Source organism: Ralstonia pickettii (genome assembly GCF_001699815.1).
Lineage (GTDB): Bacteria > Pseudomonadota > Gammaproteobacteria > Burkholderiales > Burkholderiaceae > Ralstonia > Ralstonia thomasii.
Map to the genome: position 1 here is coordinate 1 of NZ_MCGB01000038.1, position 12,026 is coordinate 12,026.

Annotated in this window: 12 protein-coding genes; 3 read left to right on the plus strand and 9 right to left on the minus strand. The window is 63.7% G+C overall.

Annotated elements, in window-relative coordinates; all coding sequences use genetic code 11:
• The 4 genes from can to BEK68_RS06475 all read right to left on the minus strand — a co-directional run.
• Positions 1-674, minus strand: a 674-nt coding sequence (can, locus tag BEK68_RS06460) for a carbonate dehydratase (RefSeq protein WP_065851651.1), incomplete at its 3' end; no start/stop codon positions are given.
• A 23-nt stretch (positions 675-697) separates the two neighbouring features.
• Positions 698-2,533 (minus strand): bifunctional isocitrate dehydrogenase kinase/phosphatase, encoded by a 1,836-nt coding sequence (aceK, locus tag BEK68_RS06465; RefSeq protein ID WP_004633701.1) that lies wholly within the window; start codon positions 2,531-2,533, stop codon positions 698-700.
• A gap of 155 nt (positions 2,534-2,688) precedes the next feature.
• Positions 2,689-3,870, minus strand: a complete 1,182-nt coding sequence (locus BEK68_RS06470; RefSeq protein ID WP_004633702.1) for an isovaleryl-CoA dehydrogenase — start codon at positions 3,868-3,870, stop codon at positions 2,689-2,691.
• A 177-nt stretch (positions 3,871-4,047) separates the two neighbouring features.
• Complete coding sequence (locus BEK68_RS06475; protein WP_009239251.1) at positions 4,048-4,545, minus strand: MerR family transcriptional regulator; 498 nt, start codon at positions 4,543-4,545, stop codon at positions 4,048-4,050.
• Positions 4,546-4,729: 184 nt separating this feature from the next.
• Between BEK68_RS06475 and BEK68_RS06480 the strand changes: the two genes are divergently transcribed.
• Both BEK68_RS06480 and BEK68_RS06485 read left to right on the plus strand, forming a co-directional pair.
• Positions 4,730-5,809 carry an MBL fold metallo-hydrolase gene (locus tag BEK68_RS06480; RefSeq protein ID WP_009239250.1) on the plus strand — a complete coding sequence of 360 codons (1,080 nt, stop codon included), beginning with the start codon at positions 4,730-4,732 and terminating at the stop codon, positions 5,807-5,809.
• A gap of 34 nt (positions 5,810-5,843) precedes the next feature.
• On the plus strand, positions 5,844-6,230 hold the full coding sequence (locus BEK68_RS06485; protein ID WP_009239249.1) for an antibiotic biosynthesis monooxygenase family protein: 387 nt from the start codon (positions 5,844-5,846) through the stop codon (positions 6,228-6,230).
• A gap of 65 nt (positions 6,231-6,295) precedes the next feature.
• Here the strand turns inward: BEK68_RS06485 and BEK68_RS06490 are convergent, their stop codons facing one another.
• The 5 genes from BEK68_RS06490 to argS form a co-directional block, all read right to left on the minus strand.
• Positions 6,296-7,141 (minus strand): helical backbone metal receptor, encoded by an 846-nt coding sequence (locus tag BEK68_RS06490; protein WP_004633709.1) that lies wholly within the window; start codon positions 7,139-7,141, stop codon positions 6,296-6,298.
• Positions 7,138-7,938: an SDR family oxidoreductase gene (locus tag BEK68_RS06495; RefSeq protein ID WP_004633711.1), complete on the minus strand. Its 801-nt coding sequence runs from the start codon at positions 7,936-7,938 to the stop codon at positions 7,138-7,140. Before BEK68_RS06495 ends, BEK68_RS06490 begins: the two co-directional genes overlap by 4 nt.
• 112 nt (positions 7,939-8,050) lie before the next feature.
• Positions 8,051-8,707 carry a thiol:disulfide interchange protein DsbA/DsbL gene (locus BEK68_RS06500; protein ID WP_004633713.1) on the minus strand — a complete coding sequence of 219 codons (657 nt, stop codon included), beginning with the start codon at positions 8,705-8,707 and terminating at the stop codon, positions 8,051-8,053.
• A gap of 160 nt (positions 8,708-8,867) precedes the next feature.
• Entirely contained in the window at positions 8,868-9,578 is a 711-nt protein-coding gene (locus BEK68_RS06505; protein WP_009239248.1) for an SPOR domain-containing protein, read from the minus strand.
• Between the two features lie 60 nt (positions 9,579-9,638).
• Positions 9,639-11,429: an arginine--tRNA ligase gene (gene argS / locus BEK68_RS06510; protein WP_009239247.1), complete on the minus strand. Its 1,791-nt coding sequence runs from the start codon at positions 11,427-11,429 to the stop codon at positions 9,639-9,641.
• A gap of 174 nt (positions 11,430-11,603) precedes the next feature.
• On the opposite strand from argS, the gene BEK68_RS06515 reads away from it, so the two are divergent.
• Positions 11,604-11,927 carry a DUF1840 domain-containing protein gene (locus tag BEK68_RS06515; protein ID WP_004633720.1) on the plus strand — a complete coding sequence of 108 codons (324 nt, stop codon included), beginning with the start codon at positions 11,604-11,606 and terminating at the stop codon, positions 11,925-11,927.
• The last annotated feature ends 99 nt before the right edge of the window (positions 11,928-12,026 follow it).

Sequence of the window (12,026 nt, forward strand, 5' to 3'; positions counted from 1 at the left end):
CCCACCGGACTAGGCACACTCCCTTCCTTCCCATAGTTCAACCAAGCATCAGCAAGCTGCGCATGCAGCTCCTCATTCGAATTCGCCGCCATCCCCAGATTGCGCAGCATCCCGTCCTTCACGCCGTAGATCCAGCCATGAACCGTCAGCGGCTGCCCGCGATCCCAGGCGTCCTGCACGATCGTCGTCAGGCACACGTTGTTGACCTGATGGATCACGTTCAGCTCGCACAGCCTGTCGTGCTGATCCTGCTCGCGGACCACCGTACCGAGATACGTTTCATGCTGCTCGGCCACATCCCGCACGTGACGAATCCAGTTGTCAGCCAGGCCAAAGCGCTGCTTGGTCAGTGCGGCCTTCACGCCAGAACAGCCGTAGTGACCCACCACCGTGATGTGCCGGATCTTCAGCACTTCCACCGCAAACTGCAGCACCGACAGGCAGTTCAAGTCCGAGTGCACCACGACGTTGGCGATGTTGCGGTGGACGAACACCTCGCCCGGCGGCAGACCGATGATCTGGTTGGCCGGCACGCGCGAATCCGAGCAGCCGATCCAGAGGTATTCCGGGTTCTGCTGATTGGCCAGATTCGAGAAAAACGCCGGGTCTTCAGCGTTGACCCGCTCGACCCACTTCCGGTTGTTCTCGAACAGCTCTTTGATGCGTTGTGGCATGGTTTCCCGTCGTGTTGAGAGGGTTAAGCGGCGGCGCGCTGCAGCGTCGTGTTGTCTTGTGCTGCGTTGTCGGGCGCGCTCGCGCCGTAGCGATTGACGAAGCGTTCGGCTGCGTCATACGCGTAGAAATCGTGCATCTGCCCGGAGAGCAGGCGCTCTTTGTACCCCTGCCACATGGAAGCTTCAAAGAAGTCTGCGTGGTGCTTGAGGAAGGCTTCGCGCACGCGCGGGTCGCCCAGCAGGAACGTGCGGTACGTCTCGGGAAAAATGTCGTGCGGGCCGACGTTGTACCAGACCTCGCCGGACATTTCTTCTTCTTCCGTGCGCGGTTCGGGCACGGTGCGGATGTTGCAGTCGGTGAGGTATTCGATCTCGTCGTAGTCGTAGAAGACCACGCGGCCGTGGCGCGTCACGCCAAAGTTCTTGTACAGCATGTCGCCCGGGAAGATGTTCGCGGCAATGAGTTCCTTGATGGCGTTGCCGTATTCGATGATGCCGTGCTCGACCTGCGCATCGGTGCCTTCGTGCAGCCAGATGTTCAGCGGCGTCATGCGGCGCTCGATGTAGACGTGGCGGATGACGATCTCTTCGCCGCCGTCTTCGCTGCGCTGGTATTCGACCATCGAAGGCGCGTGCTTTTCCAGCTCCTTGATCAGGTCGTCGTCAAAGCGCGAGAGCGGGAAGGCCACGTCGGAATACTCCAGCGTATCGGCCATGCGTCCCACGCGGTCGTGACGCTTCACAAGCTGATACTTGCTCTTGATCAGCTCGCGCGTGGTTTCCTTGGGCGGCGGGAAGTAGTCCTTGATGACCTTGAACACGTACGGGTACGACGGCAGCGTGAACACCAGCATCACGAGGCCCTTGATGCCCGGCGCGATGATGAACTTGTCCGACGAATGCTGCAGGTGATGCAGGAAATCGCGATAGAAGAGGTTCTTGCCCTGCTTCTGCAGACCCAGCGAGGTGTAGATCTCGGCGCGCGGCTTGCGCGGCATCAGGTCACGCAGGAAGGTCACGTAGGCAGACGGAATCTCCATGTCCACCATGAAATACGAGTGCGTGAACGAGAACAGGATCAGCAGTTGTTCCTGCCGCAGCAGCACCGTGTCGAGCGAGAGCTGGCCGGCGGCATTGCGTAGGATCGGCACGGCCAGCGGGAACGTCTTGTCGCCGTTGATCACGCGCCCGATGATGTACGCCGCCTTGTTGCGGAAGAACAGCGACGACAGCACGTGGATCTGGAAATTCGGCGCGATGCGGAAATCGCCGAAGTGCTCGCCCACCGCGCGCACCACGTAGCCGATATCACGCTCCAGGTCTTCAAACGGCGCGTTGAGCTGGAAGTTGTGGACGATGCGCTCGAAACAGGCGCCCAGGCCATCGCGTGTGCCGGGGTAGTACGCGCGGTACGTCGGCTTGGTGGGCGACTCTTCATTCTCGATGTACTCCGTCGAGATGGCCGGGCGCACGAAGATGAAATCGTTGTTGAAGTACGAACGATGCAGGATGCGCGTGCACACCGAGTTGAAGAAGGTCTCGGCGCACTCGGGCTGATGATGGTTGGTCAGCAGGCCGATGAAGTGCAGCTTGATCTGGCGCCAGATCTCGTCGTCGATGTTCTCGGCGTCGTATTCGTCTTCGAGGATGACCGAGGCTTCACGTACGCGCTCGTCGTAATAAGCAATGCGGTCGCGCTGCAACTGCTGCAGGCCGGCCCAGTCTCCGGTCTCGAACGCCGTCTTGGCCTGTACGCTGACCTCGCGGAACAAGCGATAGTGCTTGTCGAAGCCGTCGAGCATCGTGCGGGCAACGTCGAAGGCGATCTGCGACGAGAGGAGCTTGGGGAAATGGGACATGGCGTGTGCGCGGGGGCAGGGAAGCGGCAAAACCAGCAAACCAGGCAGACCTAGATTGTAGGGTCTTCGGTACCGTGTTCGCGTCCTGAAACCGTTGCGCCTCCTTATCCGTTTGGCTGATGGCCCCGTGCCCCAGCCCCGCCTGCTCTCGCCAGTTACATCGTCTCTGCGTACAGCTCGCGGCCGATCAGCATGCGGCGGATTTCCGACGTGCCGGCGCCAATCTCGTACAGCTTGGCGTCGCGCCACAGGCGGCCGACCGGGAATTCGTTGATGTAGCCATTGCCGCCCAGGATCTGGATGGCTTCGCCGGCCATCCAGGTGGCCTTCTCGGCGGTGTAGAGGATCACGCCGGCGCAGTCCTTGCGCACCTGGCGCACGTGGTCGCGGCCCAGTGAGTCGAGGTTCTTGCCGACCGTGTACAGGTACGCGCGGCAAGCCTGCAGCGTGGTGTACATGTCAGCCATCTTGCCCTGGATGAGCTGGAATTCGCCAATGCTCTGGCCGAACTGCTTGCGGTCGTGGATGTACGGCGTGACCACGTCCATGCAGGCCTGCATGATGCCGATCGGGCCGCCGGAGAGCACCGCGCGCTCGTAATCCAGGCCGCTCATCAGCACCTTGGTGCCGCCGTTTTCCTGACCGAGGATGTTTTCCACCGGCACTTCTACATTCTCGAACACCAGTTCGCCCGTGTGCGAGCCGCGCATGCCAAGCTTGTCCAGCTTCTGCGCCACCGAGAAACCCTTCATGCCTTTTTCGACGATGAACGCCGTCATGCCGCGCGCGCCCAGTTCGGGCTCGGTCTTGGCGTAGACGACCAGCACGTCGCAGTCGGGGCCGTTGGTGATCCACATCTTGGTGCCGTTGAGCACGTAGCGGTCGCCTTTCAGTTCCGCGCGCAGCTTCATGCTGACGACGTCCGACCCGGCATTCGGCTCGCTCATCGCCAGCGCCCCCACCCATTCGCCGGAAACCAGCTTGGGCAGGTACTTGGCCTTCTGGGCCGCCGTGCCGTTGCGATGGATCTGGTTCACGCACAGATTCGAGTGCGCGCCATACGACAGGCCCACTGACGCCGATGCACGGCTGATTTCTTCCATGGCGATCATGTGCGCCAGGTAGCCCATGTTGGCGCCGCCGTACTCCTCGGCCACCGTGATGCCGAGCACGCCCAGCTCGCCCATCTTGCGCCACGCGTCCATCGGGAACTGGTCGGTGCGGTCGATTTCGCCGGCACGCGGTGCCAGCTCGCCCTGCGCCCAATCGCGCACGGCCGAACGCAGCATCTCGATGTCTTCGCCCAAGTCGAATTTCAGGCCGGGCAGATCAATCATGGTGGTCTCCTTGGGCGCGGTTCGAGCCGCGGGTGTCTCTAGTCAGTGGTCTGGCGCTGTGCGGTGCGCGTCGCTTATGGCGGGCACCGCGGTGCCGGGAGGGTGCTGCAGGGTGTTGCGTATTGTATTGACGTTTACGTAAACGTCAATGACCGTCCATTAGGTAGATTTGCGGAATCAGGCGGCCTTGCGACGCTTGGTCGGCTTGACCGTGCCGGCCTGCGCGTCTTCCAGCAGGCGCCGGCACTGGCGTTCGTGCTGGTCGATCTCGGCCAGTTGGGCGTTCAAATCTTCCAACTGCTGCGTCAGCACCGCACGGTGTTGCGCCAGCGACGCCAGGAAGCGCTCCAGCTGCGGCACCGTATCGCGCGGCGACTCATACAGGTCCAGGATCTCCTTGATCTCGCCCAGCGACAGGCCGAGCCGCTTGCCTCGCAAGGTGAGCTTCAGGCGCGTGCGCTCGCCGGCCGAGTACACCCGCCGACGTCCGCCCGGGCCTTGGCGATCCGGCGCCAGCAGACCCTGGTCTTCGTAGAAGCGGATGGCGCGCGGCGTGATGTCGAACTCGCGTGCAAGATCGGTGATGGTGAAGCTTGCGTCGGCAAGCGCGCCGGCATCGCCCGATTCAAGATCGGCGGCAAGCGCGGCGGCGGCAGACGGAGTGGAGGCGGACATACGGCGGGAACGGGCTAACGGCAGAGGAGTGATGACACATGCACGCCGGGCAGCGACATTAAGTTTTCGCTTAAGATGGATGACCGGCGGCGAATTGACGTTTACGTTAGCGTCAATAGCGCCAAACCGCAATCGCAGAGACCGCCGCACAGCAGCTCAAGGCGGCGACCGAGACCCCACCCACATGAACGCGCTCGAACACCAACTCGACTATCCCTTTGGCGACACGCTTCCCGAAGGCGGCACGCGGTTTGAAGTCGCCCCTGGCGTCTACTGGCTGCGCATGCCGCTGCCGTTTGCGCTCGATCACATCAACCTCTGGCTGCTGCGCGATCGGCAGGACGGGCAGGACGGCTGGACGATCATCGATTGCGGCATCAACCACGAAGCGATTCGCGGGTACTGGGAAACGATCTTCGCGAACCACCTCGACGGCCTGCCGGTGCTGCGCGTGCTGGTCACGCACTGTCATCCGGACCACGTCGGCCTGTCGAACTGGCTGTGCGAAGGCGGCGACGAGAAACGCTGGAACGTGCGCCTGTGGATGAGCCTGGGCGACTACGCCTTCGCGCGCATGCTGGTGGGCGGCACGGGTGCGTCGAATGCCGGCGGCGAATTTGCCGCGCGCCATTTCGAGCGCCACGGCTTGACCGACCCGACTTCCATCGAAGGCATCCGTAACCGCAAGGATTACTACAGCACGCTCGTGCCAGGCGTGCCCAGCCAGTACCGCCGCCTGATGGACGGCAATGTCGTCACCATCGGCGCGCACACATGGCGTGTCATCACCGGTTTCGGCCACGCGCCCGAGCACGTCGCGCTCTACAGTGAAGAGGCCAACGTGCTGATTTCCGGCGACATGGTTCTGCCGCGCATTTCCACCAACGTGAGCGTGTTCGATCTGGAGCCTGAAGCGGATTCGCTCACGCTGTATCTGGACTCGCTCGGCAAATACGAGCCGCTGCCGGCGGACGTGCTGATCCTGCCGTCGCACGGGCGGCCGTTCCGCGGGCTGCATACGCGCATCCGGCAACTGCGCGACCACCATGCGGATCGCCTGGCCGAAACGTTGGCCGCGTGCAAGGCCGCGCCGCAATCGGCACGCGACATCGTCAACGTCATCTTCAAGCGTCAGTTCGATGTGCACCAGATGACCTTCGCGATGGGCGAGGCGCTTGCTCACCTGCATGCGCTGTGGCATCAAGGCGAACTGGTGCGCGAAACCGACGCGGACGGTATCGTTCGATTCCACGCAGCTGCATAAACCGCACGACCCGTGCCTTTCAACGGAGCCGCCCATGGCTGACCAGCATGACGTTCTCGACGACAGCGCCGTCGTCCTGCCGTTTCCCGCGCAAACGCCGACTGCGCCGTATTACGCGGTGATTTTTTCCTCCACGCGCACCGACGGCGACAATGGCTACGGCGCCATGGCCGACCGCATGGTGGAGTTGGGCCGCAGTATGCCGGGGTTTCTCGGCATCGAGTCCGTGCGCGATGAGCTGGCCGGCGATCAGGGGCGGCCGGGCATCACCGTGTCGTATTGGTCGTCGCTGGAGGCCATTCGCGAGTGGAAGAACCAGAGCGACCACCTTGCCGCCCAGAAGCTGGGGCGTGAGCAGTGGTATGCGTCGTACCACCTGCGCATTGCCAAGGTCGAGTACGACTATGGGTTCGAGCGATAACGTATCGCTGCGGCCAACAAGAAACCCGCCGACCGGCGGGTTTTTTTTCGGCCTGAAACTTGGCCCTAACGCAGCGTCTTCGCAAATTGCCCCAGATACCGCACGCCATCAATCGCGCGGCTGCCGTACCACGACACCATCTCGCCATCAACGAGGTAGACCGGCTTGCCGATCTGCTTTTCGAGCGCATCGACGTGCTCTTCGGTAAAGCTGTAAGGCTCGGTGGAGAGCAGCACGCAGTCGATGTTGCGCACAACATCATTGCTCCAGCGGAACGTCGGGTAGCGCGTGTCGGGCCGGTTGGGGCGGGCACAATCGCCGCTCTTGTTGGTGCCGCATTCCACAGGCGCCGGATCGTCGGGCCACGTATGGCAGTTGACGAGTTTGAGCATCCGCGAGATGTACGTGTCGCGCGACACGGTCATCCACGGGTCTTGCCAGATGGCGTACAGCACGCGGTGCGGCAGGAAGTGGCGACCGCGCAGCGCCTCCAGCTCCTGCGTCAGCGCATCCGACAACTTCTGCGCCTGCGCTTCGCGGCGAAAGATACCGCCCAGCAGTTCGTATAGCGCGAGGTTGTCTTCCGGCGAGCAAGGATGCGTGACGATGATGTGCGGGATGAACTCGCGCAGCTTGTCGACGGTCGGACGCGTGTTCTCGTCAATGTTCACGATGACGTGCGTGGGCGCCAGCTCGCGCAACTTGTCCAGTTTGACGGTCTTGGTGCCACCGACCTTCGGTACGTTGCGCACCGCTTCGCGCGGGTGGATGCAGAAGCCGGTGCGGGCCACAAGCTGATCGCCCAGGTCGAGCGAGAACAGCAGATCGGTAATCGAAGGGACCAGGCTGGCGATGCGCGGTGTGGTGTCGACAGGGGCGTGGGCGAGCCCAGCCGCATCGGTGTAAGTCATGACGAAATCTCGGGGTTGCGGGGTTTGCGCCCGGCGCGCGCAAACGCAAAGTCATACAGCCCGCGCGGCAGCACGTGCAGCAGCTTGGCGACCATGCCCATCGGCCATGGCAGCACCGTGAAGCGCACGCCGCGATGGATCGCATTCACGGCTTTCAGCGCGAAGCGGTCCACCGGCATCAGGAAGGGCATGGGATAAGGATTGTGTTCGGTCATCGGCGTGCGGATGTAGCCGGGGGCGATCGTCACCACGCGCAGCCCAAGCGGGCCGAATTCCACGCGCAGGCTCTCCATCAGCTTGATCACCGCCGACTTGGAGGCGCTGTACGCTGCCGCACCCGGCAGCCCGCGCACGCCCGCCACGCTGGCAATGCCGACAAGCGTGCCGCCGGGCTGCCCAGGCTTGGCGCGTGCCAGCATCGGCCCGACAAACGGCTGGAACGTGTTGAGCACGCCCATCCAGTTGGTGTCCATCACGACAGCAAAGGCTTTCAGGTCGCCGGGTTCGCGCAAGTCCGTGCCGACCGAGATGCCGGCGTTGGCGATCACCACATCGGGCAGCCCGACCGTGGCGATAAAGGCGTTGGCCACGTCGCGCATCGATTCGGCGCTGCGCACGTCGGCGGCGTAGCAATGGCAGCGGCTCTGGATGCCGGCAGGCAGCGTCTGGACAAACTCGTGGAGCACGTCGACACGCCGCGCGACCAGCCCGATCATGGCGCCCTGCGCTGCGTACTGACGTGCCAAGGCTTGGCCGATGCCGCTGGAAGCGCCGGTGATGAAGACGATCTCGCTCATGTCGATGTCCTGGTAGGTGTGAAAAAGGCCGACGCACAAAAAACGCCCGCACAGGGGCGGGCGTCGATGGCGGTGTCACGCCCGGGCGAATGCCCGGAAACGCGTCAATCCGTCACATCTTGCGGTTGCGCACCTGGTCGACGAGGTAGTCGAGCGTCTGGGCAGCGCCCACGTTGCTGCCGGCATCTGCCGGCGACGTGGTGTATTTACCCTGCACAACGACGGTCGGCACGCCTTCGATCTTGTACTGATCGGCCAGTTGCGCGGCGCGTTTGGTATTGGCGTTCACACTGAACGAGTTGTAGGTGTCGCGGAACTGCTTCTCGTCGACGCCGTTGGCAGCCATGAACTTCGCAATGTCATCCAATTCGGACATCGAACGGTAGTTCTTGTGCAGTTGGTCAAACACGCGGTCATGCAGCGTCTTGCCGCTGGCGTCCTTGGCGTCGAGCTTGCCGAGCGCTTCCAGCGTGTAATAGATGCGGGTATGCGGCTCCAGCTTGGCATTGAAGGCCACCGGCACGCGCTTGATCACCACGTCCTTGCCTTGCTTGGCGACCCACGCTGTCCAGGTGTTTTCAAAGTCATAGCAGTGCGGGCAGCCGTACCAGAAGAACTCCGTCACTTCGATCTTGCCTGCGGGCACGGGCTGCGGCGTTTGCAGCACTTTGTATTCCTTGCCGGCGGTGGGCGCGGCGTTGGCCGGCGCGGTCATCAGGAAGCCGGCGCCAGTGGCGAGGGCGATCAGGAAAGCAGCGAGTTTTTTCATGGTGGATGGACGACGAATTAGACGACGAACTGGACGAAGCAACCGAAAAACCAGCGAAATCCAGTGCAGAACCGACAGATGCCGCTGTCAGCGTAACTGAGACTGAGGTTTCTGACCGATCACAGCCCGCCGGGTTCACAGCGGGCTGCACGACTTGACGTTACTGGCGAGCGAAGCGAATGACCGACGATTCCACGCCCGTCGACTGCAGGCGGCCGCGCACGGCGGTCATCTCATCCAGCGAATTGAACGGCCCCAGGCGCACGCGATACATCGTGGTGCCGTTCACCTCGCGCTGCGTCACCTTGGCTTCAAAGCCTTGCATGGCGAGATTGCCCTTCTGACGCTCGGCATCTTCGGGCGATTTGTAAGCGCCCACTTGCAGGAAGTAGCCTGTCTTGGCTGCATCCTGGCGGGCAATCTCGGCAATCGGGTCCGTCACCGGCTTCTCGTTCGAGGCGGTAACCGGAGGCTTGGGTGGCTTGACGGCCGGTGCGCTTGCCACCTGCGGGACCGAACCTGGCTGGGCCGGGTGGATCGTGATGCCCGGCGGCGGATTGTTCTGCTCGGCGGCCTGATCGACCGGCTTGGCCGGCACACGGCTCCACAACGGCGCGTTCGGGTCTGCTGCCTGCGGCGCGCTGGCTTGCGGCGCGGGCTGCACCGGCGTCGGCAGCGTGTTGACCACGTTGCCCGCTTCGCTCGGCTTGGGTTGCGCGCCGCCACGCGACACGAAGGGCACCGGCGCCTTGGTGATGTACACCGCCACCACCACGGCGATCGCCAAACCGACGATCAAGCCCAGCACCAGACCCAGAAACGTGCCGCCCCGTTGCGAGCGGGCACGGGAAAATTGCGTATTGCGTGCCATGTCGATCCTTCTAGAAGCGCCCGATTATAAGAGCGCCGTGTGATGCCAAATCGTGCGCGTTTACATCTTTTGCGGCGCGGACACGCCGATCACCGCCAGCCCGTTGCGCAGCACCTGACGCGTGGCAGCCAGCAGCGCCAGGCGGGCACGCTTGACGGCCTCGTCGTCGACCAGCACGCGATCGGCGTTGTAGAACGCGTGGAAATCGCCTGCCAGGTCGCGCAGGTAGAAAGCCACGGCGTGCGGGGCCAGCTCGCGTGCGGCGTCGGCCAGCATGTCGGGGAATGCGGCCAGGCGTTGCACCAGGGCGGTCGCCTGCGGGCTGACATCCGGGCCCGTCACCGCAGCCAGATCAGCGCTGGTGAGCGAGGCGGCGTCAACGCCTGCACGCTCGAACACCGAGCAGATGCGCGCGTGCGCGTACTGCACGTAATACACGGGGTTCTCGTCGCTCTGTTTGAGCGCCAGATCGACGTCGAAGACGAATTCGGTATCGGCCTTGCGCGACAGCAGGAAGAAGCGCACGGCGTCGCGGCCACGCGTGAAGCGCGCCGGCCAGTTCGGCTCGCCGGCTTCCACGCAGGCGCGGATGGTGTCGACGCCGGCTTCGCTCTCGGCGTCGCCGTTGGACCATTCGATCAGGTCGCGCACCGTCACGTACGAGCCGGCGCGCTTGGAGATCTTCACCTCGGCGCCGTCCTTCATCACCGTGACCATCTTGTGCAGGACGTAATCGGGGTAGCCCTTCGGGATGCCGATGTTCAGGCCCTGCAGGCCGGCGCGCACGCGGGCGATGGTGCCGTGGTGGTCGCTGCCCTGCACATTGATGACCTGCGTGAAGCCGCGTCCCCATTTGGTCGTGTGGTACGCAACGTCGGGCACGAAGTAGGTGTAGGCGCCGTCGGATTTGCGCATGACGCGGTCCTTGTCGTCACCGTCGTCGGTGGTGCGCAGCCACAGCGCGCCTTCCTGCTCGTAGGTCTTGCCTGCAGCAACGAGCGCGTCTACCGTCTGCTGCACCTTGCCTTCGGTGTAGAGCGAAGACTCCAGGTAGTAGCGGTCGAACTTCACGCCAAAGGCCTGCAGATCGATGTCCTGCTCATTGCGCAGATACGTGACGGCAAAGCGGCGGATGGCTTCGATGTTCTCGACATCGCGCTCGCCCGTCACGGGTTCGCCATCGGAGGCGCGCACGGTCTTGCCGGCGAGATAATCGGCGGCGATGTCGGCAATGTAGTCGCCGTTGTAAGCGGCTTCGGGCCAGTTGGCGTCGCCCGGCTTGTAGCCGCGTGCGCGGGCCTGGACGGAGACGGCGAGGTTGTGGATCTGGACGCCGGCGTCGTTGTAGTAGAACTCGCGGTGGACCTTGTGGCCCTGCCAGTCGAGCAGGCTCGCCAGCGCATCGCCCAGCGCGGCCTGGCGGCCGTGACCGACGTGCAGCGGACCGGTCGGGTTGGCCGAGACAAACTCCACCAGCACCGGCGCGCCGTCATGCGTGTTTGCGGCGCCATAGCGGTCGCCTTCTGCAAACACGGCGGCGATCACGTCGGCACGCGCGGCGGCGGACAGGCGCAGGTTGATGAAACCGGGGCCAGCGATCTCCACGGCGGCCACCAAGCGCTGGCCGCGGGCATCGGCGCGGATGGCATCGGCGATCTTGCCGGCCAACTCGCGCGGGTTGGTGCCCAGGGGTTTGGCGAGCTGCAGCGCGACGTTGCAGGCGATGTCGCCGTGCGCGGCCTGCTTGGGGCGCTCCAGGACGATCTCCGGTCGGGCTTGGCCCTCGGGCAGCAGGGAGCCGACGGCGTCGGACAACAGTTGGGCGATCGTCTGTTTGTGGGAGGGCAGCATAAAGAAACCATGACGCCGGCAGTGCTGAATTGGATTGAAATCCAGTTCTGGCGCCGCCAGTTGCGTTGTTCGGGGAAAAGTACGAAATTTTATCAGGTGAGCCGCGGTCTCAGAGGTATCCGCCCCAGTCACGGCAATCCGCGGCCCCCACCCAACCAAGGGAAACAAGAAATCATGATCACCTTTACTTCGCACGCTTCGCAGAAATTCTCGATGCAGAAGGATCTCGCCATGGTGCTGCTGGGCGTGATCGGCAAGACGCTGGGCGAGCGCGGTGTCATCACGCCCGAAGAAATGCCCCACGCCATCGACCGCCTCAAGCGGGCCATCAAGGATGACACGCACCAGGCACATATCAAGGTGGCCGAACTGTCGGCGGCCGAGCTGGACGAAAACGGCGAAGAAGAGCCGCCGCACCTCGGGCAGCGCGCCTATCCGCTGCTGCACATGCTGGAAGAATCGCTGGTCGAACAATCCAGCGTGCTCTGGGGCGTCTGAGGACGGAGCGGGCCAAAAAAATGCCCGGCCGCCAAACGGGGCGGTCCGGGCATCCGGCCACAGCGGGCCGGGAGCGGGGGAGGGGGGGGCTGGCGCGCT